The following is a 24630-nucleotide window of genomic DNA, read 5'->3' on the forward strand; positions in this document are numbered from 1 at the left end:
AAAGGATTCCCGCTTGACCCAGCTTCAAACCCCACCCTGCCGGCGCGCCCCATTGGCGAGCCGCATTTCCCGATTGATCCTTGCGCGCATCTTGCTGGTGGCCTTCTTGGTTCTGGCCGCACTGCCCGAACTGCATGCGCGCCGTGAGCCCCTGTCCGAATTCGTCAGTCGGCGAGTGGCGGACTTCACCCTCAGCTACCATCCCGATGACGAGCGCTATGCGGGCCGCACGATCAATGCCATCCTGCTGTCCGAAAACCGGCTGGCCGAGCAGTTCGGTCTGGTGGGATTCCGCGGAGCGCGGGTCATCATCGCCTGGGACACCGACCACTTCGAAAGCCTGTCCGGAGGGGGATTTCCCCACTGGGGTGCCGCACTGGCACGGCCCGCGGACAACCTGATCGTGATGAAGAGCCCACGCTGGTCCACGGTGGACGAGGACCCCACAGGCACCATCATGCACGAAATGGTTCACCTCGCAACCGGGCGGCTGGTGGGCGACAATCGTCTGCCGGTCTGGCTCAGCGAGGGCATCGCGGTGGAGGAATCCGGCGAGATCCGCCAGAACGGGTCCACCCTCACCATGGCCACGGCCCTGGGCAGCGGCACCATGATGGACCTCTGGGACCTGGAGAACCTCTTCGGATTTTCCAGCGAACAGGCGCAACTGGCCTATCTGCAGGCCGAAAGCGCCGTGATTTTCTTCAAGGAACGCTATGGCCGCTTCACTCTGATCCAGTTGATGCTGAGGATGGGCGAAGGAGTGCCTTTCGAGCAGGCCTTTGACGAGGTGACGGGCGGCGGCTGGTACGGCTTCAATGATGAATGGCACGACTGGGCCAGAGATCGTTTTGGAGGATACCTGGTCCAGGACATCGGAAACTGGGTCTGGGGCTTCATCCTGATGTTGGCGATCGGCGTATGGAGTGTGCGCAAATGGCGCAGCCGTCAGATCCTGAAGCGCTGGGAAGAAGAGGAGCGATTGAAGCAGCTGGACAGTTGGGAGCTCTAGACGGGTTTTTGACTGATTTTTCAGAAAGCCGATTTCAGCTTGACTTCAAAGCCGGTCGCGCTTAGATTCGGCCTTCGATTGGCAAGCAGACTCTCCTTCACGACACACCAGCTGCACCGACTCCGCTTTCCGCAGCATGCTGCGGCAGAGGGGCCGTCGTCCGCTGAATTCCTGATGCAGGAGGACCGACGCCATCCCGGTACCCTCGGGTACAGCAGCAGCCTCTTTCCCTTTTTCCACAGTGATATTGCCCGGGTTCATCAGCAGGACCCGGGCAATTCGTTTCCGGGGTCCTTATGCCCACGGAGAAACGAACCCGGCCATGGCCGGGTTCTTCATTTCCATTGACGATGGTCGCAGCGGGTCAGAGCTTTCTCAAGTAGTACACCTCGCCACGATAGTCGCAGGTGCTGAGGTAGCCCTTGGCCAGCAACTCCTCGACCACCACCCACTCCGAACCCGTCTTGCGCACCAGTTCACGCACCGCTTCGAGGCGCATGGGGTGCACGGCCGTGATGCTCAGCAGGTCTTCACGCAGGTCGCCCGTGCTCGAGAAGGAATTGCCTTCCTCGCCCAGCAGGTACTCCACATGGTCCACTGCGCTGCGCAGGATATGCCAGGAGCGATTCACCACGTTCTCGGACGGTGTGGCGATGGTGCGTTCGGCGGGCGGACGGGTGGGCAGGTTGATGTAAGCGGTCTTCGGCTGCAGCTCACCCAGGAAGGACGCCAGCGAGAGGAAGTCCTCCTCGTTGTCGTTGATGTCCTTGATGACCATCGTCTCGCTGACCAGATGTCCCTTGTACTGGGCGGCGAAACTGAGCATGCCGCTGAGGATGATGTCCAGGTCCAGGCTTCGGCGCGGGCGGTTGATGGCGTGCCAGACACTGGAGCGCGTGGAATCCACCTTGAGCGACACCCAGTCGGCCAGGGCCAGCTCCTCGAACACGTCGTCCATCCAGAGCAGCGAGGCGTTGCTGATGACGGCAATGGGCACGCCCAGGGGTTTCAGGCCCTTGATGATCAGTCCCAGATTCAGGTCCAGGGTGGGCTCGCCTTCGGGAACGATCGAGAGATGGTTCACCACCTCGCCCTGTTCCTTCAGCTGCGCCACCCGGGCTTCCACCTGGTCGATCACGTAGGCCGGATCGAAATAGGTACGGCGTTCCACATCCAGCGAGTCCGTGCGTCCCGCCTGGCAGTAGACACAGCTGAAACTGCAGGACTTGGACTGGATGTTGTTGATGCCAAGGCTGCGCCCGAGACGGCGCGAGGGGATGGGGCCGAAAGTGATCATGCCTCGGTTCCTGAGCTTGGGTACCAGTGGGGCCCACAACAGGCTGTGGTTGGGTGCTGACTGTGTGCCGGACAGATTGCAGTTCACGACGGACTCCAGCTTCGAGGCAGGAGTCAACACACGGCGGCGTGAAACGACCTGCCAGAAATGGAAAGTTTTTCATTCGTCGCCTTGAGCAATGTCAATTCGGTGAATATTCTTGAAGCTGTGGCAGCCTCGTGAGACCCTGGATGCTGAAGAATCGCCTTCACAGCGCACGGGCATGGGTTGGAATGGCGGAGAGTTTGCCTGCCCGAAGAAAATTGCGCCAATGCCCTTTCCTGTTCCTCTTTCCTCTTGGCCGTGGTACGTTTCGCGCACCAACCACTGATCAGCAGGATGGACACAACATGACAAGCACTTTCGCCCGATGGTACACCCTGGCTTTCGGCTGGGCCACCCTGCTGGGATCAACCACTCCCGTACTGGCGCTGGAAGCCCAGTGGAGTGCGGACTTCGCGCTGAACGGGCCCGATGGCAAGGTCAACGCGGCCATCTGGCAGAATGACCGCTGGATTCTGGCCGGCAACTTCGAGTCGGTGGCCGGGCGAGCCATGCGGCACATGGCGGTGTTGCAGGACGGCCAGTGGTCGCCACTGGACCCGGGCAACGGGATGAACGGCACCGTCTTCGCCATGGCCACCTTGCCCGATGGACGATTGGCCGTGGGTGGAGTGTTCACCAGCGTCGGGGACCAGCCCGCAACTCATCTGGCATACTGGGATGGCAGCCAGTGGGAAGGTGTCACGGGACTGGGCCAGTGGGAACGAGTCTACTCGCTGTTCGTGGATTCCGCGGGCGCGCTCTGGGTCGGCGGTGATTTCGAAAGCTATCAGGGAGCAACGGTCAATGGCCTGCTGCGGCTGGTGGATGGAGTGCGTGATCCATCCATCGGCGCCCCTCTCGGAAACACCGGCATTCTGGATCCCACGGTGATGGACTTCGCCGAGGACGCTCAGGGGCGGGTCCTTGTGTCCGGTTGGTTCGACCGTGTCGACGGCGCCAGCAGTTCAGGTGTCGCACGCTGGGATGGCAACGGCTGGTCGACCATGGGCGCCACCGTGCACGGCAACGGCCAGAGCTACGCGGTGGCCTGCCAGGGCGACGTGGTCTGGGTCGCGGGCACCTTCACCAACTGGAATGGGCTGGGCGCCAATGGCCTGGTCCGGTTCGAGAATGATCAATGGACGGCACCCACCAGCCCCATCGCCCAGGGCTACACCTGCCTGCTGCTCGAGGGAGATGAGGTCTGGGCCGGCAACGGCTGGAGCGAGGACTTCATGCATCGCCAGAACAATCTGGGCGAGAGTGTCTCCGTCCTTGACTCCGGCGGCGGTGGCGTGGCCACCCTGGCCAGCAACGGGCAGGGCCAGATCCTTGCCGCGGGAGGATTCGCCGCGCTGGACGGGGTTCCCGTGCTGCATGCGGCGCTCTTCGAGAGCGAGACCGGGTGGCGGCCCACTCATGAGGCGGGTCCAGCTCTGGGACTCTTCGGGTCGGTGTATTACAACCATTCCGCGGTGGAAAGCATACTGGATTTCGGGGCGGAGGGCAGTCTGGTCCGCGGCAACTATCAGGGAGCACGGGGAAGTCTGCTGCCCCAGCCCGCCCTGTGGACGGGAACGGAGTGGACGGCGGCCCCTTTCACCCTGGATGTGAACGCCACCGCGATGGCGGTGACCGAGAGCGACGTGTTCGTGCAGGATTTCTCGGGCACGCGGCGCTGGAATCGCACGCTCGAGCAGTGGGTCGAGATGGGAGAGCCCTTCGATGGTCCCCAGGGTACCATCACCTGTCTGCTGCCCACACCGGACGGAAACCGATTGTACGCCGGTGGATACTTCTGGCTGCAGCGCGATGGCCAATCCCTGGCCCAGAGTCTGGCGGTGTGGCATCGTGAAACGGACAGCTGGGAAGCCCTGGGTGAACCGGATCCCGAGGGCGGAGCGCTAGGATCGGTGGATGCCCTCGCCCTGGATGCCAGCGGTCGTCTGGTGGTGGGCGGGCAGATTTCTTCAGTGGACGGGCAGGCCATCGCCTCGGTGGCCCGTTGGGATGGCAACAGTTGGGACGCACTTCAGGGCGGCTTGCCGGGTCTCGTGCTGGCACTGATGACGCGCGGCGATGAGATCTGGGCAGCGGGAGATTTCCAGCTTGGAGGCCAGAGCCAGGGACTGGCGCGCTACACGGATGCCGGGGGCTGGATCGCCGAAGGAGCCGTGACACCGGCCTCGGTTCTGGTGCTCAAGGAACTGCCCGGGGGAATCGTGCTCGCCGGAGGCTCCTTCGAGTCCATAGGCGGAGTTCCGTCCCGCGGTCTGGCTGCATACACGGGCAATGGCTGGCAGGACATGGCCATGGGGCAGACCCAACCCGCGTCGGCCACCTGGATCCGCAGTCTGTGTCTGAAGGGAAACCAATTGCTCACAGGGGGCAGCTTCATCAACGTGGGCGGACACGCGGCTCATTCCTTCACCACAGCCAGCCTGAATCTGGCTCCGGCGGCGGTCAACGATCTGGAGATCACGCTCAACGGACCCCAGCTGATCCTGGACTGGACTCCCGTCTCGGGAGCCAACGCATACGTGATCCGACGTTTCGACGAGCCCTGGCTGTCCAACGAGGATGGCACGGTCGTGGGAACCGTGAATGCGCCACCCTTCGTGCAGGCTCGTGATGCCTCATTCAAGGGCATCTACAGGGTCAGTGCCAGCAACTGAAACGCTTCTCCAGCAGAACGAGAAAACGGTGCCGTGGATCACTCATCCACGGCACCGTTGTGTCTGGAAAGGTGTATCGTCCTCTTGCTTGACCAGCACCAGCGTGCGAGTGGTGACGGTTTCTTCGGAACACAGGCGAGCGACGTACGCACCACTTGGCATGGCGGCCGCATCCCAAGTGATTTCGTGCTGACTTCCCGACAGAAGTCCCTTCAGGAAATTTTCAATACATATCAGCAACAACCAGGCACCCATGGACAGGCGACCGCTCACTTGAGCAGCAGCAGTTTCCGACTGGTCAGAGGTACTCCGTTCTCTTCCAGTTGCACCAGGTACAAGCCACTGGCAAGTCCACTTCCATCGAAATCGAAAGAATGCTGGCCCGGCTCGAGGCGGCCGTCGTGGAGGCAAGCCACTCGCGCTCCCCTCAGGTCGTATACATCAAGACGGATGATTCCGGCAGACGCAAGCTCCAGGCTGATGCGCGTGCGCGGGTTGAAGGGGTTGGGGGCGCTGCTGAGATTGCCCCGGACGCTGGGGCTGACGGGAGTTCCGGAACCCGGAGCCCCCACACCGACCCATGTCGGATCCAGCACCGCGAGGCAGCGATCGATCAGGTCCCGGCGCGAATCGCTGGTGCCCATGCCGCTGGCGGCTTCCAGCCCGAAACCGAGCACGAGAAACTGCTGGGAGGACAGAGCGGCCGTCTCGCCCGACGACCACTGCATCACGGGCTCCCAGAATGGGTCCGTGCTCGAGAATGCATCCGGGCGTGTCTGGTTGGCGGCGCCTCCGCTTCCGATCAGCAGGGCGGTCAGGCCATCCAGCGGACCACCCGGGCTGCCGGTGGCGTACACGGCGGGCACGTCGTCATTGTCAATGGTCACGTTCAGCCAGGCCGCCACACTACCGGGGCCGGAGGCGTCCAGAGCATCCTGCCCGCTGATCCAGACCCAGCCGTCGCCCGACAGGAACTGGGCCAGCGTGTTCACGATCACATCGGGCAGCATCCGGTCCTGTTCGCCTGTCACGAGCAGCAGGTTCCGGTAGCGGGATGCTGCATTGACGGGCAGGTCCGCCAGCAGCACTCGATCGTGGAAGGCACTCAGACTGTCCAGCTCGGGGGACCACCAGCGTGAGCCAACCCCGGTGGCGCTGGCATCCACCAGCAGCAAGTCCGGATCTCCCACCCGGAAGCGGAAGGGCACCGGGAACCCGGAGCCATCATCGTGGGTGGCCAGCAGCCATGCATCGGCCCATTGCGTGTTCTCGATCGACTGGTTCTGCAACAGGATTCCCGACAGTGTCACACTCTGGCCCCAGCCCAGCAGCTCCACCGTGGGAAAGGAACCCTGTTGCTGCAGTCCGTCCGGAAGCTGGTCGAAAGCCAGGGCCAGGTTCCAGAGGCTGTAGCCCTCGTTCTGAACCGTGATGCTCAGCATGGCGCTCTCGCCTTCGCTGAGATTGCCATCACCGTCTCCGCCGATCTGGTCGTTCAGGCTCCAGGCCGTGACCCGCAGAGCCGCGTCAGCGGGAACCGTGATCAGTTCGCTGCGGCCCAGTGCCACCAGGCCGTGATTGAACTCCACGCTGGCGTCGGTGCCGGGCAGGGTCACCACGAGCTGGGCGCCGGAGCCCGGGATCAGCATCACCGTGTCCAGCTCCGTCTGGCTGGTGGAGATACGGACCGGAACCCGGCTCAGTGGATCACTCATGCGGGGGTGGCTCTGTGCGACCCCGATCACCACTCGCGAATCACTTCCGGCGTCACGGGCCTCCACGGCCACATCCCAGCTGGGATACCCGCCCGTGTGGATCCACTGCTGAAAGAAGCCGCCAAGGTCCAGCCCGCTCACCTCTTCCATGACCGCCCGGTAGTCCTCGCTGTTGACCACGCCGTTGCGATGGCGCGTGTACCACAGGCGCTGGGCATCTTCAAAGGCCTGCTCGCCCAGCAGGAAGCGCAGCATGTGGATCACGCAGGCGGCTTTCTCGTACTGGTTCACGCTGAAGAAATCGTTGAAGTTCTGGGCGCTGGGATCCACGATGGGATCGAAGGCGCTGTCCCAGGAGAGATAGGGCTGGCGGATCTGGCTCTCGAAGTAGTCCTGGAATGCCTGCGGGTCGCCGCCGGCGGCGTCCTGGACGAAGAGCGCTTCGGCGTAGGTGGCCCAGCCTTCGTTGAGCCAGGCTTCGCGGAAGTGCACGGGCGTGAGGGCATCGCCCCACCACTGGTGCGCCAGTTCGTGGGCCACGATGGTTTCGTAGGCCGGGTTGCCGCTGGCGATGATCTGGTGGCCCAGAGTCGTGCAGGTCTGGTGTTCCATGCCTCCGGTGCCCCCGTAGATCGGGGCTTCGCCCATGGCATAGCTTTCGAAGGGATAGTCTCCCCAGAGAGTCGAGAACAGAGTGAGCATCTGCGGCACTCGGGCGAAAAGCGTGGCCGCTTCATCCACGTGCGAGGGGTAGACCATCCAGGTCAGTGGCAGGCCATTCCAGTCCGACTCGATCACCGAATAGGGGTAGGCGCACACGCTCAGCAGATAGGTGGACACAGGATGGGCGTGTTCGTAGTGGAAGGAGTGGGTGCCGTCTCCGTGGGGCGTGACCTCGTTCAGGATGCCATTGGACAGTACCTGGAAGTTCTCGGGGACCCGGATCGTCTGACTCCAGAGAGCCTTGTCGAAGGGCTCGTCATAACATGGCATCCAATTGCGCGTGCCCCAGGGGTCCGAGGAGGTGTAGACCTGCCCCGCAGTGATGAACATGCCCAGGCTGGACGGTGTGGTGGGCGTACCCCACCAGTCCAGTTCGAGCCAGGCGCTGTCACCTGGTGCGGGTGCCATCTCACCCAGAGCGATCATCAGGCGATCGCCCGAGCGTTGTCCGGAGAGAGGCTGTCCGGCGATCTCCGGCGACCCCCATTCCAGCGCATGCAGGTGCAGTTCCAGACTGTCCAGCACCACGTCGGAGGTGAACAGCAGCCTCATGTGGCCGGCAATGGTGCCTGCCGCCGGTTCGATGCTCAGTTCGGACTGATAACGCAAGGCGTCCCAGCCATGCAGCGAATCCACTCGGGAGTCCAGCAGCGCTCCGGAGGTGGCAGGCTGCCATCCGCAGCGGTGCCGCAGCTGGTTCGGCTCCGGCAGATCCGATGCCGCGGCCGGGCTGACGGGGGCACAAACGGGGATCAGCAAAACGCAGATCGCTGCAGCCAGAGGGAGCAGAGACCGGTCTCCCATGCGGTGGCACGCTCTCCCATTGTGACTGGCTAAGATCGAGTTATCCTTTGCCATGGCCATGTTTGGATTCCTTGGGATGCGAGTTCATCGACGATTCCCTCCTGAAACTCGTCGAATTCGACCTCGATGTGATGTCTTTGCCTGGCAGAATCAGGGGTGGCATGGGTCTGGCATGCCACCAGCCATACTGCCAGTGCTCAGCCAATGCGCTACCATCCGCCGGGCGTCCTCGATGGATGCCAGCCGTTGTTCAAGCTGGAGGTTTTCCAGCTCTTCCAGATACATGCCCAGCAACGGCCCGCGGGGAACGCCCAGTGCCATCAGGTCATTGCCATCCAGGAATGGAACGGGATGAAGCATTGAATCATGACTGTGCAACTGGTTTTGCAACCAGGTTTCCAGGTCGGCCAGACCCGAGGGCCAGACGATCGGCAGCAGGAGTCGGGCCCGTGACATTCCCGGGTGCCGCAGCAGGCGCAATTGACTGGAAAGGCGCGCCTCCCGGATGGCGGGCAGGGCCAGCAGGACCTGGCAGCAGTCTTCCAGATCCCGAGCCTCCCGCTGGGACAGTCGCAGTGCCATGCCCAGTTCGCGCAGCCAGCCCGGCAGGGCGTCCCGCTGACTGACTGATGCTGAATCGAGGGCATTTCCCAGTGGGGTCAAAGCTGTGGCATGTGGTGGCATGCCAAGAATCGCGGGCAGCAGCAGCAACAACCAGGGAATGGCCGGATCCGCGGGCATGCTGGAAAATGCCGCAGCCCCGAGCGTGCCATCCAAAGGTATCGGGCAGGTGCGACCCCGGTGCTGATTCTGCCAGTCGTGCAGCAGGCGCTCGCGAATCACCGGTTCCATCCCACTGGCCTGCAGCAGGCGCAGGCCTTCCCGCCACCCCGGAGCCCCCAGCAACTTTCCCAGTTCGTCCCGGATGCGTTCGGTGCTCACCGGTGCCAGATCCTTGGCCCGCTCCCGGATTGCCTGCCAGGTGCTCGCTTCGATGGTGAAATCCAGCTGGGCCGCGAAGCGGATCGCGCGCAGCATGCGCAGCCGGTCTTCCTGGAATCGCTCGTCCGCCACGCCAATGGCGCGGATCTGGCGGGCCTGGATGTCCAGGCGGCCCCCGACCCAATCCAGAATCTCTTCGGTCTGCGGATCCCAGAGCATTCCATTGATGGTGAAGTCTCGCCGCCGCACGTCCTCTTCGGCCGTGCTGTAGCGAACCTCATGCGGATGGCGACCGTCTTCGTAGTCCAGATCCTCCCGGAAAGTGGCCACCTCGAAGGCGAGAGTGTCTTCCTGCACGATGACCACACCAAAACTTTCGCCCACGGCGACCGTTCGGCGGAAGAGGGCACGCACCTGGGGTGGAGTGGCGGAGGTGGCGATATCCAGGTCGGACTGGGTGCGCCCCAGCAGATGGTCCCGGACCGCGCCTCCGGCGATGTAGGCCTGGTGGCCCGCCTGACGCAAACGATCGATGATGCGGCAGGCCGGGTGGTAGAGCCTGGAAGGAGCGAACTCTTGGGGACGGGGCATGGACCGGCTTTCTGCTGGCGGGATCTGGCCGGAAAATAGGGATGTGGGCCGCAGGCTCAAACCGGGGAGTGGGGCGGTGTGTGCAAGGCGAGTCCGGTCGGGGTCAGTTGCCGGACCGGGTGGACGAATCGTCCTGGGTGATCAGGGAATAGCAGGCGACCAGAAAAGTCTCGCTTTCGCGATGGAGGATGCGCTCGGGATCATCGGCGCGCAGCTGCTCAATTTCGCGCTGGCGCTCCAGATAGAGTTCGAGCTTGTTCAGTTCGTTTTCCAGGTTCCGGCGGCGTTTGCTGCGCAAGGCGAGGGTCCGCCGTGCCATCAGGAAACTGGTGGCTGGGATCGCAAGCAACAGGCTGATGATCAGGGCTGTCCAGTACATGCTCGTCTCGATCTGAAAGTTCAATGCGGGCCTCCCCGGTCCTGCTGACTGATACATCGGCGAAATGGAAAACTACTCAAGCGATCCGCACCGGATTTTTCAAGGAAAATTCCACGGTCGACAATTGCCCGGGATGGGCCTTCCCGCGGATGTCGCGTCTTCGCGGCTCTGGCGGCGTGCCGTTCTCCCGGTTCCGGGTTGCCGTTTGCTGCCTGCCGGTTTCAAACGCTACCAGCCGGTAGGGCATTTGTTTTCAATCGACTAAGAGTTAGTTTCAGCGCTTCAAGACAGCCAATCACCCCCTCAAGATCCTCAGGGAAAGCCAAAAATGAGCGACAGCTACCCGCGGGTAGACGATGCATCCACTGAGCGTCCCATTCCGCTGAGATACCAGGCGGACGAAGAATTCCGTCCGTCCAGCTCACTTCTGAATCTTGGAACGGCCCTGCTGAACCCCCGGATCGAGCGGGGAGACATCGCGGAACCGGAGGAAGACGCTCCGCTCAAGGAGATTCCGCTGGGCCGCAGAGAACGCGAGCGCCTGATGCGCCGACGCGAGATCCTGCTGACCGCCCGCCGGCTCTTTGCCGCCAATGGCTATACCGGAACCACGCTGGACGAAGTTGCCCGGCTGACCGAGTTTTCCAAACCCACCCTGTATCAGTACTTCCGCAACAAGGACCACCTCTACTTCACGATTCTTGAAGAAGGTCTGGCCGACATGCGCGGAATCCTGGACAAGGAATCCCATGCCGAGCGCAGCATGGGCGACAACCTGCGTGCCATTGTCCTGCTCCTGCTGATCTACTTTCGCAAGAACACCGACTTCTTCCTGATGTTGCGTCAATACCGCGACCAGCCGCGTCCGGGAGATGTCGGCGACATGCAGAATGCCACGCGCGATGGGTGGGAGCGCTTTCATCAGCGCCTGGCGGCGCTGTTGGGGCGAGGAGTGCGGCGAGGGGATTTTGCCCGCTACGACCTGAACCAGTTGGCCTCCATCCTCTTCGAAGCGGTCGGGGTCTATACCCTGGCCTTCCAGAAGCCGGATGAACTGCGCAGCGCGCGTGAGATGGCCGATGAACTGATGAACCTGTTCTTCTACGGTATCCTGCAGCGCTGACGGACTTGCCCTGCGACACCGTCTCCCTCAAGCCAGCTGCAATACTCCATAGGGCTTCTCGTCCCCGTATATCGAGTACTCGCGGCCTTCCGACTGACTCCAGCGGTCCAGCATGCTGCGCTCGTCCGGGCGGGCGGCATCATCCACGAAGATCCTGCAACCCGACGCGAGGCGGTCGCGCATGACGGGCAGCATGCCGAAGCGTCCGCCTTTGGTCACGCCCGGAGGGCCATCACAGATCACCATGGCGAACCCGGAGGGCAGCTGGTCCATGGCCGGGCCGTACCAATCATAGTCACCATAGGGTTTGATGGGTGAGTCGTGCACGGTCACGCTGCGGATGTCGAAGCGATCCAGGAAGCGGCGCTGGCGCAGGGCCCACTCCGGGTGATGCTCCAGCGAATGCAGGTGCCCACCACGATCCTGAAGCACCACTCCCATCAGCAGACTGGAGAGCCCCGAACCGCATTCCAGTACCGGACCGTCAACGTCCTCGCAGGCTTTCAGGCAGGCGCTGAGATACTCAGTCCAGGCGGACCAGCTCTCATTGTCCCAGCCGTAGATCAGTTTGCGCAGCAGAGTGTGGTCGGCAACTCCCGCGCCGGGATTCTCGCGAAAGCGTGAGAACGCGTCGTAGAAGACAGTGCGCCGGCGTTTGTGATCGAGGTACTTCCGAAGCGGGCGCAGAGTGAGCGCATTGCTGAGCTCTTTTTTCAGGTTCATGTCAGGACTTTCCATGTGGGGGCATGACCGCTGATCATATCACTATTCCGGACACGACACCAGCGACTTCGCAACTCTATCGGGTCGGTGCCCGGGGGAATCCAGAATCGGGCTGTCAGGCCACATCTCTGCGCCAGCCCTGAGTGCTTGGTGGAGTTGTGTTGGAAGCTGTTGTTATTTGAAGACTATACTGGTCGGTACAGAATCGAACCCGCTGAAATCGTGTGCCCGGATGGACATCGGCAGCCCGCGGGATTCAGGGCTCCCATGCCATCGACCGGGACGAGAATGCCCTGGATGCCCTGTGGTTCTCAGTAGCCCATGTTGATCACCAGTCGGGTGGGAAAGGTGAAATCGCTCCAGCTTCCGGCCAGTGCCCCCAGGGAATTGATCTTGAGAACCTGATTGCGCTCGGCATCCAGCACCCAGCAGGAAGCGTCCAGACGGTTGGCAGCCAGGGCCTTGGGATACCGAATGTTGTCGTGCTGGGTCTGCTGAAGATCGAAGAACAGCCGGATCGCGCGCCCGTTCAGTCCGCGGTCCAGCACCCAGGCCAGTCCTTCGGAATGTCCGGCCGAGACCGCTACCGGATTGTCGAACCCGCTGACCGTCAGGCTGTCCAGACCGTCCGCCAGAAAACGGTAGAGTCTGGCGGCGTTCTTGTCCACGACCCAGCAGGCGCCCGTACTGTCCTCCACGCTCAGGTCGTAGGGATACAGGAAGCCGTTGTGTGCCCGGACTCCGGTCAGGCTGTCGGCTGCCGAGACGGCCCCCGAATAGGTTTCCGGGACCTGCCAGACCTGGTTGCTGCCCGCGTCGGCAATCCAGAGCATGCCGGTGCGCTGGTGAATCGCCATGGCGCCGGGGCGGTCCAGACCATCCAGGACGCGCTCGCCCGGTTCTCCATTGAAACGTACTTCCGAAATGCGGGCGCTGTCTTCATCCATCACATACACGCTGCCGGTCCGCGGCCAGACCTGGATACGCGAGGGGCGACCGAAGGTCTCCGCCAGATCGAGCAGTTGGGTGCCCTGCAGGTCGAAGGCCTTGAGCGCCGGTGGATTCAACTCGCTGACCCATAGACGGCGGTTTTCCGAATCCAGTCCGATGTCGCCGGGCTCATTCAGGCCGGGAATCTCGAGCAGCGGATCGCCTTCGGCACTCAGTTTCACCACACGCCCGGCGCCCGCGTCCAGAATCCAGACGCAGCCGATTTCCGAGTACACGCGGACTTCCAGGGTGTCGCTCGCGGAGTTGCCCCAGCTGTCCGTTGCGGACACCGCGATCCAGGCGTTCAGCGTGGTGTCCGGCGCCGTCCAGCGCACGGTGTCTCCCATGGTGGAGGAGAGCGTTCCCCAGGGCGAGTTCCAGGCCAGCACGACGGACTGGCTGTCCGGGTCCACCGCATGGGCCCACAATTTCAGCGTGTTGCCATTGAGCGCGATCGGACTGTCCTGCCCCAGCTCAGTGAAATGGGGCGTGCGATTTTCAACCCAGAAGTACAGAGTGTCGGCGGCCAGGTTGCCGTGGCTGTCTTCGATCGTATAGATCAGCCGAGCATAGGTTGTGGAATCGGGACTCAGCCAACGGGCGCTGTCCGGGTACTGGGCCAGAAAACTGCCGCGGTTGATCTGCCAGCTGGCGGTCAGGCTGTCTCCGTCCAGATCGCGGGTCTGGGCGCTGAAGAGAATCTCGCTGGCCGCATTCAGCGTGCTCGGAGTCGCGGTGATGGCCAGAATTTCCGGGGCCTGGTTCGTGTCCTGGCTAGGAAGCCGGGCACAGGAGAGGGCAAGGGCCAACAGGCAAAGGCAGCCCACCAGGCCCGCAAGGCGCATTCTCAGCAGGTGCTGCCAGGGCAGGGAGTGACGGTCCATCTAGCGCACCACCATTTGAACACTGTATTCGTAGAAGAGTTCGTCCAGCGCTTGCTGGGTCCATTGCTCCAGCGTGCTGGTCAGCAGCCGACTGCGGGCCGGAGCCAGCAGCAGGGCATCGCGGTGAGCCTGTTTCACGTTGAACAGACGCAGGCTGGGCTCGGTACGCGCTTCCGCACTGATGACCCCTTTGTAGTGCAGAGCACCGCTGCCCACTTCCAGCATCAGGATCTGGGCCTCCAGACTGGAACTCAGGCGTGTCCGGCTGAGCAGGGGCGCCAGATCAAGGCCCGTGCGCCGCGCAGGTTCGCTGGACAGGATTCTTCCGCTGACCACGAAATCCGCACCCAGGCTGGCGCCCAGTTGGCGCTGCTGCTCGGCATTCAGCTGCAGATTCAGGGGCAGGCCCAGACGCTCGCGCGTCTGGTCCACCAGCAGGCGGGGGATCACAGCCAGGGAACTGTCGGTGTCGAAGCGATTGAGGCAGGTGTCCCAGAGGACATCCGACACGGGCATTCCGGCCGGATCGGCAAAAGGCAGGATCACCAGACGGACCGGTTCGAAATCCCAACTGCTGGCCTGTGGAGTCGGGGCAAGTTCGTTGCCCGGTTCCACGCTGTAGCCAGGATTCTGGTTGCGCAGTTCCAGGGTGTGGCGGATCGATTCACGCAGGTTGCGCGAGCGGATCGTGACCGGATCACGGTGCTGCAGATGCCAGGTCAGGCCGGCATACACCCCGAAGTGATCGAGGTTGTCCACCAGGCGCTGTTCGGCGCCGGCCTTGAAGGTCAGCCCGAAGGGCAGATTGCTGCGCAATCCTCCATAGAACTGGTAATCATAGAGCTTGTCGCCCAGGTCCAGCTCCTGCCCCAGCTCCATTTCCAGCATCACCCACTCTTTCCACAATCGGCCACGGACTCCCACACCCCAGACGCTGTGAGTGTTGGTGCGGCGGTCGTCGGTGGAAAATCCCACGTGTCCGTCCATGGTGAAGCGTGTCTGGTCCAGTTCGAGCAGCAGCAGAGTCTCGCTGCGGGTGTTCTGGTTGGAGAAGGCGGAAAAGCCTTCCAGGTCCTCGCGAAAGCCCGTGGGAAAGAGCAGGGTCTGGCGTGCTCCCCAGCTCATGTTGGACTTGCCCGGCACCGCGGACTTCCAGCAAAGTGAGGCTTCCAGATCGCCCTGGCCCGCCTTGGCCTGGCTGCCGATGGTTTCGCTGATGAAGGGAAAGCCAAATCCGAAGTGCAGATGGTCGCTGAGACCGTAGGTCAGGCCGGCCGCACCTTCCATGCGCGTGTGGGTCTCGGATAGGGCGAACTGGCTGCTCTGGGCGATGAACTCCCAGCGCTGCCCGTGCAGATCGTTGAGGAACACGGGGTCATTGAGCAGGCGTTCCCGGGCCGGCAGAACGGCCGCGATTCCCAGCAGCAACAACGGAGCGCACGAACGCATGAGACTTACTCCCCATTCGGATTGATTGGCCGGCTCAGGCCTCATGGGGTTTTGGCAAAGGCCGTGCCATCCCTGATGCGCGGGCGATCTGGAGCCTGGTCAGGTTCAAAGGGTTCAATTTCAAGGACTTGGAGAGTTCGGAAGCTGCAGAGTTCCGGAATCGGCCGCGTCGATCAAGCGCCGAAGGGGCAGACTTTTCCACCCGGGCGGCAAGCGCGACCCATTGCCCCGCTCGAGGCTACACTCCCGAGCCCCGCCCTTTTGCTTGGTGAATAGGCTGAAAATTCCCTCACTCCCCCCTCGGCGATTCAACGATGCCGACTCAATTCGACCACCCCATTCCCAATCCGGAACCACACATGAGACACCGTTCGATCTTCATTCTGCTTTGCATGGTCTGGTTGTGCGCCGGACAGGTGCTGGCCCAGCAGAGCTCCTTCTTCCTGCAGGGCAGTGCCAGCGCCCACTACGCCCAGTTCCCATTCGGTTCGTTCAATGGGGATTTCAACGCGGTGGGCGCCATCGATACCAGCACTTTCGAGCCCACGGACCTGCAGGGCGTGGGCGGCATCCTGCTGCCCGACAGTGTCGGTACCGAGACCCTCTTCTGGGCCGGGGTGGTGGTCAATCCTGATTCCACGCTCGACGCGCTTGGCATGTATCTCACCGCACCGAACGGTTTTGAGGTGGGATCGGGCAGTTCCCAGGGGATCAACGGCGTGCTGTTCTATCTGTATCACGCCGACAGCCTGGCCATACCCACCAACATCGACAGTGTGGACATTGCCGGCATCATCGGGCTGATTTCCGCCCAGCACAAATTCACGGGCGTGCCTACGGGGCTGGAAATCACCGAACGCAGTGACACACGGATGGCGCTCACCTTCGGTGCCCTGGCGATTGATCTGGACAACAACACCTTTCTGATCTCGGTGTCCAATGGGGATGCGGTTCTCGAAGGTCTGACCGTGGCTGTGGACGAGTTCCCGGGCACACGCCCGCTCACTCATCGCCTCGAATCGGTGTACCCCAATCCATTCAACCCACGCGCACTGGTCCGACTGGATCTTGCCCGCGAAGAATCGCTGAGTCTGGTGCTGTACAATCTGAATGGTCAGGCGGTGCGCCTGCTGCATCGCGGGGTTCTGGGCGCAGGCCCGCACGAGTTGCCGCTGGCCGCCGACGGGCTGGCTTCGGGGATCTACCTGCTGAGCCTGGAAAGTCCCGACTGGCGGGAAACGCGGCGAATCACACTGTTGCGCTAGCAGTCAGCCGGATGCGAGCATGCAATCGATCGAGCTGATCCGCACCAATCTGAACAACAGCACCACACGGGTGCTTGCCCGCATCGAGGAGATGCGCGAGCATTGCATGGTGCCCCCCACCGCCCAGGGAGGTGGTCACACCCTCTGGGTGCTGGGGCATCTGGCCTACATCGAGGCCCTGGTCGTTCATGTGTTCATGTCTGCCCAGCCGAATCCACTCGCCCACTGGGACACGCTCTTCGATGGCGACCTGATCTCGGTGGACCCAAAGGACTATCCGCCCTTCGATCAGGTGCTCGCCACCTGCTGGGAGCAGCGAGCCGGCACTCTGGCACTGCTTGACACACTCGGTGAAGACGATCTGGACCAGCCAGGGGCAAGCGTCCCCGCGGGCTACGACGAGTTCTTCGGGACCCGACGCCGTTGTCTGCAGTACCTGGCCGACCACTGGTACATGCACCGCGGCCAGCTGGCCGATGCCCGCCGCAGTGCCGGCATCGAGCGCATGTGGGTGTGACACCGATCGGACAGGATGCATGAACTTCTGCAAAGAAAACGCCGGTGATCCAGAGATCACCGGCGTTTCAGTTGGCACTGTGGTCCAGTTCAGTCGGTGCTGCCATCCGTGGAAGGCAGGGGCACCACGCCACCGGCGGCTTCCTGGTTGACGAACCCACCGAAGAGTTTCTGGAACCATTCGCTCAGGTCTTCGAGAATGGTGAACAACGCCGGCACCACCATCAGGGTCAGCGCGGTGGCCACGAACAGACCGAAGATCACGGCGGTGGCCATGGAGCCCCACCACTGGGCGCTGTCGCTGCCGATCACCAGTTCCAGGTTGCGGAAGTCGAAGCTGACGCCCGTGGCCATGGGCACCAGGCCCAGCACGGTGGTCGTGGCGGTCAGCAACACGGGCCGCAGACGGGTCATGCCGGCCTGGACCAGCGCATCGTGGCGCGCAATGCCCTTGGCACGCAACTGCTGGGTGTAATCCAGCAGCACGATGGCATTGTTGACCACCACGCCCGCCAGACTGATCACACCCACACCGGTCATGATGATGCCGAAGGGCATCTGGGTCACGGTAAGCCCGAAGAACACACCAATCAGCGACAGCAGCACGCAGAACAGGATCACGATCGGGGTGATCACGCTGCGGAACTGCAGCACCAGCACAAGACCCACGCTGAGAATCGCGGTCAGGAAGGCACCGCCAAGGAAATCCTGAGCTTCTTCCTGGTCCTTGCTCTCGCCCGTGAAACTGAGTCGGTAGCCATTGGGCATGTCAAAGTCCTTGAGCAGCTCCTTGACTTCCGCCAGAACCTCGTTCGCGTTGCGACCCGTGACATCCGCGAACACGGTGACCACGCGGTCGCGGTCGATGTGGCTGATGCCGCCAATGCCGTTGGTGAGTGACACGGTGGCCAGTGAGGACAGGGGAACCAGATCGCCTTCGTCCAGCAGCTGCAGGTCGGCAATGTCTTCCACGCTCTGGCGATGGGCCTTGTCCAGGCGCACGGTGATGTCGTACTCATCCTCGCCGTCACGGAAGGTGCTGGTTTCGCTGCCATTCATTGCCGTACGGACATTGCTGCCGATCATCGCGGTGTTCACACCCATCATCGCGGCCTTCTCGCGGTTGACCGTGACCATGATCTCGGGCCGTCCCTCGTCGAAATCGTTCTGCAGGTTCACCACGCCGGACACGGTTTCCACCTTGCGGCGGATGTCCTCGGCAATCCGGCCCAGCTCCTGGAAGTCCTTGCCCTTGATCTCGATGTTGATCGGCTTGCCCGTGGGCGGCCCTTCTTCCATCTTCTGCACGATCACCTTGGCACCGGACACATTGGCCACGGCCACGCGCAGGCTTTCCATGGTGGCATAGGTGGATTCCACCCGGAAATCACGGTCCACCATGTCAATGCTGATGCGCGCCTTTTCGGGCGGCCCGGCTTCTCCGGCACCGGTATCGAATTCACCCAGAGCCACGCCCACCTGGGCCACGTAGGTTTCGATGTTCCGGTACTCGCCCAGATGCTGCTCCAGCTCGCGCACAAGGGCGTCCGTATTGTCCAGCCGTGTACCGGAAGGCATTTCGTAGTCCACGAAGACCTTCTTGGGGTCGATGTCGGGAAAGAACTCCACACCGGCCCCGAAGGTGGCGTAGATCGCGATGTTTGCAAACAGGGCCAAGAAGGCCAGACTCACCACGGCAAAGCGGTGACGCAGGGCCCACTCAAGTGAACGGCGGTACAACTGAAGGAAGGGACTGTTGAGGTAGGCCTCGCGAGAACCGGATTTCTTGTTCAGCCGCATCAGGGTGGCGCAGAGCACAGGGTTCATCACCAGGCCCACGAAAAGCGAGGCCGACAGTGTCACGATCAGGGTGATGGGCAGGTAGCTCATGAACTCGCCCATGATTCCCGGCCAGAACACCAGCGGGAAAAAGGCGGCCAGTGTGGTCAGGGTGGACGAGGCCACCGCCATCGACACTTCGGTGACACCCTTGTGCGCAGCCGCGTAGGGCCCGTAGCCTTCTTCCCGGTAGCGGTAGATGTTTTCCACGATCACGATCGCGTTGTCCACCAGCATGCCCAGCGCCAGAATCAGGCTGAAGAGCACCACCATGTTCAGGGTGTACCCCATCAGGTCCAGCACGAAGAAGGAGATCAGCATTGACAGCGGAATGGCCACCGCCACGAAGAGACTGGTGCGGAAACCCATGAACAGAAAGAGCACACCCACCACCAGGATCAGCCCGGTGAGGATGCCGTTCTCCAGTTCGCCCACCATCATCGCGATGTCCTTGGACTGATCGCTGGTGTAGGACACCGTCGTGGTGGCGGGCAGGGTGGGCAGCATCTCCTCGACCACCGCCTTGGCACTGTCCACGATGTGGATGATGTTCTCGCCACTGCGCTTGCTCACCGCCAGCGTGATGCAGTTGTGCCCGCGCATGCGCGCCAGACTGGCGGCATCCTTGAAACCGTAGACCACCTCGGCCACATCGCGAATGTAGATCGGGTTGTGTTCGTCGGCCTTGACCACGAAATCGCGCACCTGCAAGGGGTCCTTGATCTCGCCGGGTACACGCAGCAGGTAACTGTAGGGGCCAATGTCCAGCTTGCCGCCGGGAATGCTGATGTTCTCGTTGCGGATCGCGTTCTGCACATCTTCCAGACCCAGCCGGTAGTGGCGCAGCTGGTCCGGGTTCACATTCACCTGCACTTCGCGCTCGAGGCCACCGGAGATGCCCACTTCCAGCACGCCGTCGATGTCTTCCAGCCGGTCCTGGATGTCCTCGGCCACCTGCTTGAGGCGCACCTGATCGTACTCGCCGGACACATTCACCAGCAGGATTGGGAAGGCGCCGAAGTTCAGCTCGGTGATGATGGGGTCCTCGGCGTCATCGGGCAGCTCGGGCGTGGCCAGATCCACCTTCTCGCGCACCTTGTTGATCACATCGTCCACATCCTCCTCGGGGTCGAACTCCAGGGTGATGTTGGACACGCTTTCCTGCGAGAAGGACTTCATCTCCTTGATGTTGTCAATGTCCACAAGCTCCTGCTCGAGCTTGTTGGTGATCAGGCTTTCCATGTCCTGGGGGCTGGTGCCCGGATACACGGTGGTCACGATCACGAAGGGAATCTGGATGTCCGGCGAGGCTTCGCGCGGCAGATTGATGTAGCTCAGGGTTCCCGTGAGAATCGAAATCAGGATCAGCACGTAAACCGCGGGCATGTTGCCCAGAGCGAAGTTGCTGATCTTCATCCCTCGGTCCTTTCAACGACGCGCACGCTCTGGCCGTCCACCACATCGCGGAAGCCCTTGACGATCAGTGGCTCACCGGGCTGCAGGCCGGAGGAAATGCGCACCATGTCGCCATCGCGGTCGGCCGTGTCGATGATGCGTTTGACCGCGCGGCCATTTTCCTCGACATACACGAAGAGGTGGTCCTGGGCCTGCTGCACGATGGACAAGGGAATCACGATGCTGTTGGCGTGCGAATTGCGGAACACGCTCACTTCGCAGAGCATGCCGGGCTTGAGGCCCGCGCCGCTCCTCAGCTGGATTTCCATGGGCAGTGTGCGGTCGCGGGTATCGATCACCGAGGCGATCCAGCTGACGGTTCCGCTGGTGGAGAGACCGGCTTCGGTCACCCGGATGTCGGCTTCGTGGCCCCGGCGCATGAAACCGGCCTGGTTCTCGGGCACACCCACGCGCACCTTGAGGTGCTCGTTGTCCACCAGGCGCAACAGGGGCTGACCGGGAGCGACCAGTTCGCCCAGCTTGACCTGCCGGTCGTCCACCACACCCGCGAAGGGAGCGATCACGAAGCAGTTCTCGAGGTACACGGAGGCTTCGCTGGCCTGAGCCTCGGCGATGCGCAGAGCGTTGCCGATCTTGCGGAAGTCGGTTTCGCTCACGCCCAGCCCCTGATCGTACTGACGCTTGGCCGTGTCGAAGTCCAGCTGTGCGCTCTCCAGCGCGGCCTGGGCCATGTTCCAGCTGCTGCGAGCCTGTCGGCTGTCGATTTCCAGCAGAGTATCGCCCTTGGCCACCTGGGCGCCACGGTCGTGGATCACGCGGGTCAGGCGACCATTGCTGGCGGCGGACAGCAGAGCATTGTACTCGCTTTGCACCTCGCCGACCAGACTGAGGTGCGAGGCGAAATCCCGGGTTCCCAGAGTCTGCACGCTCACGTTCACGGTCACTTCCTTGCCGGGAGCCGTGCTGGTGCTGGTTCCTTCGGCCTCGGCCTGTGTGTCGCCCGAGCACCCGGTGAAGATCAGGCCGGAGCCCAGGGCGGCAACCAGCATCCAGTGGGCCACACGGCCCGTGATTGTCTTGTGACGCATCTATTCATCCCCTTCAGCGATGTCGATCCGGATCCTGTCGATATCTCCAACGGCGTGCAGCAGGTTCACCTGAGCCACGCGCAATTTGTACTCAGCCGTGGCCAGGTTCACGCCGGCCAGCTTGCGGGCCGTGCGTGCATCACGCAGCTCCAGACCACTTCCACTGCCGCTTTCATTGCGCAGGCTGGCGATTCGCAGGCCTTCTTCGGCGGCTTCCACATTGCGCTGCCACGCGGTCAGGTCGGCCTGGCTGCGTTGCAGTTCATCCATCGCGGCGCGGGTCTGCAGGCGCACCTGGTCGCGAGTCAGTGCCAGATCCGCGCGGGCGCGCAAGAGGGACAGCTTGCCTTTCTGCACCTGGGCATCCTTGCGGAAGCCGCTGAACAAGGGCACCGACAGACTGACGCCCGCATTCCAGCTGTTCTGCCAGCTGTCGTTCTGGCTGAACAGGTCCCAGACATTGCTGCGTTCGGCATTGGCAAAGGCATTCAGCACGGGCCACTGGTCCGCACGGTAGACATTCACACCCCGGCGATAGCCTTCCACCGCATTCTCGGCCAGCAGGATCTCGGGCCGATTGCGGGCGGCCATCTCTTCCAGCGACTGAGGATCGGTAGCCAGATCCACGACGACGTTGAACTTGTGCAGCACCAGCTCGGCCTCGGGGTCGAGACCCAGCGTGATGCGCAAGGCGTTTTCGGCCGTGCTCAGGTTCTTTTCGGCCTCTCGCAGGGCGGGAATCGAATTCAGGTATTCCACTTCACTGCGCAGCAGGTCGTAACGGCTGAGGCTGCCCATCTGGTCCAGCAGGGTCGCTTCGTCGAAATGGGCCTTGGTCTGTTCCACGATCTGCTGATTCAGGTCCACCAGGTCGCGCAGCAGGATCACCTGGGCGTACTGCTCGAGGAAACTCTGCACCAGGGTCTGGCGGGCTGCGTTGAGCCCCTGCTCGGCCACGCGGCTGTAGCTGCGTGACACGCCAATGGCCTGGAACACGGCGGCATTGAACAGCGGTTGCTGCAGGCTGAGCTTGCCGGCGTAGTTGTCTGCCGCGGCGGCCTTGAGCACGGCCGCGCTCTCGGGCCCGCTGCCATCGGGGTCGAAACTGAATTCCGAGATGTTGCCGATGCGGGTCCAGCTCAGCTCCGACGTCAGGCTGGGCAGAGCCTCGCCCGAGGTCTGGCGCACATTCTGGCGCGCGTCCTCGCGGTCGGCAAGTTGCTTCTGGTAGTCGCGGTTGTGTTCCAGCATGTACTGGATGGCCTCGCCGGGTGGCAGGTCAAAGCGCTCCGCGGATTTGACCCGGGGCGCCAGGAATCCCAGCAGCAGCACGATCCAGAGAGCGTGCCGTGGCAGTGTATTCATCGAACGCTTCCTTCCTTGTTGAGGATGCCCTGGAAAATCGTGCCCAGCATGGCTTCCATGAACTTCTCGGGTGGCATGTCCACCCACTTGTGATCCCTGTTGTGCACGTTGATGTGAAACAAAGAAATGATGATGGGAAAGACGGCCAGCACGTCCAGATCGGCGCGGAACTCTCCGCCGCGGATCCCGTTCTCCAGGATGCGCGGGATGTGCTGGTCGAAAATGCCCTTGTCGTGGCATTCGCGGTGCAGGAGTTCCGGGGGCAGTTCCAGACTGGCGGGAGCGGTCATGAAGCGGGCCAGTACCGGGTGGCGGTCGAGGATCGCATTGAACTCCACCACGATGCGGCGCAGGCGTTCGCTGCAGCTGATATCCAGCGAGATGATCTCCTCGAAACGCTCGCTCACCTTTTCGCGTTCATGGTCCAGCAAGGCGATGAACAGCTCTTCCTTGCTCTTGAAGTGCAGGTAGATGCTGCCCTTGGCAATGCCGACCTCCCGGGCGATGTCGTCCACCACGGTCCGGCGGTAGCCGAAGTGGCTGAAGCACCCCGCGGCGGCTTCCAGAATCAGTTCCCGACGATCTGGACTGTTCATGTATGACCTTTCTGACTGAATGGGCAAGATGACCGAAATGTTCAATTCGGTCACCGGGTCCAAGAGTCGGCATTCCGCAGGAATTAGTCAAGGGGGCGAGACATTTCCCGGGCAGGTGAACTGCCCGGCACTCGCGCCATTCGTGCGGGCGATGGCTATATTTGGCGCTCAACCCGGAAGGATCCACACAATGACTCCACGCACGTTGCTGGCCTTGATTCTGCCCTTGCTCTGCCTTCAGGTCACCTCCCCCGCCTTGGCGGCGGAACGCAGTCTGGCCGACAGTCTGGAACAGAGCATCAGTTTTCTGATGCAGGCCAAGGACCGGATCGACCGCTCCCCGCTTGACAGCCTGGCCCGCACCCAGCTGGATCTGCGGGTCAGCGAGATCTACGACTGGGCGGATGCCCGCCCCACTCTTGGCCCGCTGAAAGGGCGCGACTGGTTGCTGCTGGGTGACCTGATGGCCTGGCTCAGCAATTTCGGCGAACGTTACGCCTATGACCGCTGCGTCAACGCCTACAAGCATGCCGGCCAGGACCCTGAGATCGAATGGGAGGCATTTCACAGCCTCCTGACGGCCTACGAGAAGGTGGGCTTCGCGCCGGGCGTGGTCACCACGGGGGAGCGATTGGTGGAACTGGACTCCCGCATGGCCCGCGAGGAAAAGGTGGAGTACAGTCTTGCGGTGGCCCACTTCAAGCTCGGCAACAAGCAGGAGGCACAACGCTGGATCAAGCGCTACCTGAAACACCACCGGAAGGACCCCGAAGGCCGCAGCCTGAAACAGCGCATCCGCAAGGAACTGCGCTGAACCAGTCGTTCTGGATCTGTAGGGCGGGATGCCGCGCTTGGCATCTCGCCGCCATACTTTGCCTCATAGCCGCGCCATTCGTGCCCCAATGCGTCAGGGCTCACTCTGGTACGATTCCTGGCCATTTTCTGCTTTGATCCCGCTCCGCCAACTGTTCAGGTTTTGTACAGCGCTGCCAATCTTCTACCGCCTCGCCAAAATTTATCAGCAATAACTCACCGGATCCTGCCCCGGGTATTCCCATTCCCAAAGCCAAAACCTCGCCATTGACCTGATTGAGTGGAGATTCGGTTCGATCGAATTGGTCAGGCACGGCATTTGCCGAGCGAGCCTGCACAAC

Annotated in this window: 18 protein-coding genes; 6 read left to right on the forward strand and 12 right to left on the reverse strand. The window is 62.4% G+C overall.

Annotation, left to right across the window (positions count from 1 at the left end):
* The first annotated feature begins 13 nt into the window (after positions 1-13).
* Entirely contained in the window at positions 14-1012 is a 999-nt protein-coding gene (locus tag H6678_11080) for a hypothetical protein (GenBank protein ID MCB9474343.1), read from the forward strand.
* 364 nt (positions 1013-1376) lie between these two features.
* On the opposite strand, the gene H6678_11085 is transcribed toward H6678_11080, so the two are convergent.
* The gene (locus H6678_11085) at positions 1377-2309 is read right to left on the reverse strand and encodes a radical SAM protein (GenBank protein MCB9474344.1); all 933 of its coding nucleotides are present in this window, start codon (positions 2307-2309) and stop codon (positions 1377-1379) included.
* Between the two features lie 389 nt (positions 2310-2698).
* Between H6678_11085 and H6678_11090 the strand changes: the two genes are divergently transcribed.
* Positions 2699-5068, forward strand: coding sequence for a hypothetical protein (locus H6678_11090; protein ID MCB9474345.1), 2370 nt, complete (start codon positions 2699-2701; stop codon positions 5066-5068).
* Between the two features lie 42 nt (positions 5069-5110).
* Here H6678_11090 and H6678_11095 read toward each other — a convergent pair whose 3' ends face one another.
* From H6678_11095 to H6678_11110, 4 genes are all read right to left on the reverse strand, one after another.
* Positions 5111-5341, reverse strand: coding sequence for a hypothetical protein (locus H6678_11095; GenBank protein ID MCB9474346.1), 231 nt, complete (start codon positions 5339-5341; stop codon positions 5111-5113).
* A complete protein-coding gene (locus H6678_11100) occupies positions 5338-8142 on the reverse strand; it encodes a hypothetical protein (protein MCB9474347.1) in 2805 nt (934 codons plus the stop codon). Before H6678_11100 ends, H6678_11095 begins: the two co-directional genes overlap by 4 nt.
* Before the next feature lie 318 nt (positions 8143-8460).
* The gene (locus H6678_11105; GenBank protein ID MCB9474348.1) at positions 8461-9843 is read right to left on the reverse strand and encodes a CCA tRNA nucleotidyltransferase; all 1383 of its coding nucleotides are present in this window, start codon (positions 9841-9843) and stop codon (positions 8461-8463) included.
* A 103-nt stretch (positions 9844-9946) separates the two neighbouring features.
* On the reverse strand, positions 9947-10246 hold the full coding sequence (locus H6678_11110) for a hypothetical protein (protein MCB9474349.1): 300 nt from the start codon (positions 10244-10246) through the stop codon (positions 9947-9949).
* A gap of 304 nt (positions 10247-10550) precedes the next feature.
* Here H6678_11110 and H6678_11115 point away from each other — a divergent pair, with 304 nt between their 5' ends.
* Complete coding sequence (locus tag H6678_11115) at positions 10551-11345, forward strand: TetR/AcrR family transcriptional regulator (GenBank protein ID MCB9474350.1); 795 nt, start codon at positions 10551-10553, stop codon at positions 11343-11345.
* 27 nt (positions 11346-11372) lie between these two features.
* Here H6678_11115 and H6678_11120 read toward each other — a convergent pair whose 3' ends face one another.
* From H6678_11120 to H6678_11130, 3 genes are all read right to left on the reverse strand, one after another.
* Complete coding sequence (locus H6678_11120) at positions 11373-12068, reverse strand: class I SAM-dependent methyltransferase (protein ID MCB9474351.1); 696 nt, start codon at positions 12066-12068, stop codon at positions 11373-11375.
* A 311-nt stretch (positions 12069-12379) separates the two neighbouring features.
* Positions 12380-13942 carry a hypothetical protein gene (locus H6678_11125; GenBank protein ID MCB9474352.1) on the reverse strand — a complete coding sequence of 521 codons (1563 nt, stop codon included), beginning with the start codon at positions 13940-13942 and terminating at the stop codon, positions 12380-12382.
* Entirely contained in the window at positions 13943-15391 is a 1449-nt protein-coding gene (locus tag H6678_11130) for a hypothetical protein (protein ID MCB9474353.1), read from the reverse strand.
* Between the two features lie 359 nt (positions 15392-15750).
* Here H6678_11130 and H6678_11135 point away from each other — a divergent pair, with 359 nt between their 5' ends.
* Both H6678_11135 and H6678_11140 read left to right on the forward strand, forming a co-directional pair.
* Positions 15751-16656: a T9SS type A sorting domain-containing protein gene (locus H6678_11135; protein MCB9474354.1), complete on the forward strand. Its 906-nt coding sequence runs from the start codon at positions 15751-15753 to the stop codon at positions 16654-16656.
* A gap of 19 nt (positions 16657-16675) precedes the next feature.
* The gene (locus H6678_11140) at positions 16676-17173 is read left to right on the forward strand and encodes a DinB family protein (protein ID MCB9474355.1); all 498 of its coding nucleotides are present in this window, start codon (positions 16676-16678) and stop codon (positions 17171-17173) included.
* Between the two features lie 89 nt (positions 17174-17262).
* Here H6678_11140 and H6678_11145 read toward each other — a convergent pair whose 3' ends face one another.
* The 4 genes from H6678_11145 to H6678_11160 are packed head-to-tail and all read right to left on the reverse strand — an operon-like array spanning position 17263 to position 23476.
* On the reverse strand, positions 17263-20427 hold the full coding sequence (locus H6678_11145; protein ID MCB9474356.1) for an efflux RND transporter permease subunit: 3165 nt from the start codon (positions 20425-20427) through the stop codon (positions 17263-17265).
* On the reverse strand, positions 20424-21515 hold the full coding sequence (locus H6678_11150; GenBank protein MCB9474357.1) for an efflux RND transporter periplasmic adaptor subunit: 1092 nt from the start codon (positions 21513-21515) through the stop codon (positions 20424-20426). Before H6678_11150 ends, H6678_11145 begins: the two co-directional genes overlap by 4 nt.
* A complete protein-coding gene (locus tag H6678_11155) occupies positions 21516-22880 on the reverse strand; it encodes a TolC family protein (GenBank protein ID MCB9474358.1) in 1365 nt (454 codons plus the stop codon).
* Entirely contained in the window at positions 22877-23476 is a 600-nt protein-coding gene (locus H6678_11160; GenBank protein MCB9474359.1) for a TetR/AcrR family transcriptional regulator, read from the reverse strand. The genes H6678_11155 and H6678_11160 overlap by 4 nt, the downstream gene beginning before the upstream one ends.
* A 190-nt stretch (positions 23477-23666) precedes the next feature.
* Here H6678_11160 and H6678_11165 point away from each other — a divergent pair, with 190 nt between their 5' ends.
* A complete protein-coding gene (locus H6678_11165; protein ID MCB9474360.1) occupies positions 23667-24290 on the forward strand; it encodes a hypothetical protein in 624 nt (207 codons plus the stop codon).
* Positions 24291-24630: the final 340 nt, after the last annotated feature.

The sequence above is a fragment of the Candidatus Delongbacteria bacterium genome (assembly GCA_020634015.1).
GTDB lineage: Bacteria > CAIWAD01 > CAIWAD01 > CAIWAD01 > CAIWAD01 > JACKCN01.

Coding starts and splice junctions, on each gene's coding strand:
- H6678_11125 (MCB9474352.1), bottom strand. CDS start 13,942: ATGGACCGTCACTCCCTGCCCTGGCAGCACCTGCTGAGAATGCGCCTT.
- H6678_11150 (MCB9474357.1), bottom strand. CDS start 21,515: ATGCGTCACAAGACAATCACGGGCCGTGTGGCCCACTGGATGCTGGTT.
- H6678_11085 (MCB9474344.1), bottom strand. CDS start 2,309: ATGATCACTTTCGGCCCCATCCCCTCGCGCCGTCTCGGGCGCAGCCTT.
- H6678_11130 (MCB9474353.1), bottom strand. CDS start 15,391: ATGCGTTCGTGCGCTCCGTTGTTGCTGCTGGGAATCGCGGCCGTTCTG.
- H6678_11140 (MCB9474355.1), top strand. CDS start 16,676: ATGCAATCGATCGAGCTGATCCGCACCAATCTGAACAACAGCACCACA.
- H6678_11115 (MCB9474350.1), top strand. CDS start 10,551: ATGAGCGACAGCTACCCGCGGGTAGACGATGCATCCACTGAGCGTCCC.
- H6678_11105 (MCB9474348.1), bottom strand. CDS start 9,843: ATGCCCCGTCCCCAAGAGTTCGCTCCTTCCAGGCTCTACCACCCGGCC.
- H6678_11155 (MCB9474358.1), bottom strand. CDS start 22,880: ATGAATACACTGCCACGGCACGCTCTCTGGATCGTGCTGCTGCTGGGA.
- H6678_11090 (MCB9474345.1), top strand. CDS start 2,699: ATGACAAGCACTTTCGCCCGATGGTACACCCTGGCTTTCGGCTGGGCC.
- H6678_11165 (MCB9474360.1), top strand. CDS start 23,667: ATGACTCCACGCACGTTGCTGGCCTTGATTCTGCCCTTGCTCTGCCTT.
- H6678_11135 (MCB9474354.1), top strand. CDS start 15,751: ATGAGACACCGTTCGATCTTCATTCTGCTTTGCATGGTCTGGTTGTGC.
- H6678_11160 (MCB9474359.1), bottom strand. CDS start 23,476: ATGAACAGTCCAGATCGTCGGGAACTGATTCTGGAAGCCGCCGCGGGG.
- H6678_11120 (MCB9474351.1), bottom strand. CDS start 12,068: ATGAACCTGAAAAAAGAGCTCAGCAATGCGCTCACTCTGCGCCCGCTT.
- H6678_11145 (MCB9474356.1), bottom strand. CDS start 20,427: ATGAAGATCAGCAACTTCGCTCTGGGCAACATGCCCGCGGTTTACGTG.